Here is a 581-nt window from a genome sequence, read left to right as displayed (position 1 = left end):
TTTGCCCGTATCATTTCCTCGATAACCGTGCTTTGATTCTTCAAAACACAATTCTGTACTATTCGTTGCGCATTCATTGGATTTCCAGTTTTGAGGTTAGTTGCAACAGCCAACGGTTTACGAAACATGCTAAATTGTGTTGGTCTATTTCGTTGCGAGGTATTAATCCCTCTACCGTCGGTGTGGCACAACATTTCTCGATTTCAAAAAAATCGTTGATGTAGTGGTAAGGGATAAACTGCCGTTTAATGGTGTCGAAAGCAAAAATCACTTCGGGGTCACGGAAAAGAACGCCATTTATTTCGATGTGCTGTGTCAGCGAAATAAGGTTGTACTTTCCGATGCAGTCAGTCAGTTTCACATGGATTGTCTGGCTTGCATTTTTGATTTTCAGTTTTTTAGCCCGCACGGCTAACAAGGCTTGCAGAATTTCTGTCGCCCTTTCATTTAATGTTTTCATGGTCTGTAAAGTTTAGAGGTATTCCCCATTACTTGTAAAAAGACAACTCCATTCATAACCAACTAAACAGGGCGGCATATCTCCATGTAAGAATAGCTTTCCGATTCTATATAATTCCGAT

1 protein-coding gene is annotated in these 581 nt (G+C 40.3%); it reads right to left on the bottom strand.

The features are described 5' to 3' along the window. Positions 1 to 73: 73 nt before the first annotated feature. A complete protein-coding gene (locus ACESTR_RS16430) occupies positions 74 to 460 on the bottom strand; it encodes a DUF6908 domain-containing protein (protein WP_196018229.1) in 387 nt (128 codons plus the stop codon). Positions 461 to 581 lie beyond the last annotated feature (121 nt).

It is taken from the genome of Alistipes sp. DJF_B185, from assembly GCF_964250025.1.
GTDB classification, from domain to species: domain Bacteria; phylum Bacteroidota; class Bacteroidia; order Bacteroidales; family Rikenellaceae; genus Alistipes; species Alistipes finegoldii.
This window is presented reverse-complemented; position numbering and strand designations above follow the sequence as displayed.

What these genes read in the sequence shown, in the direction of transcription:
- ACESTR_RS16430 (WP_196018229.1), bottom strand. Translation starts at nt 460, where the DNA reads ATGAAAACATTAAATGAAAGGGCGACAGAAATTCTGCAAGCCTTGTTA.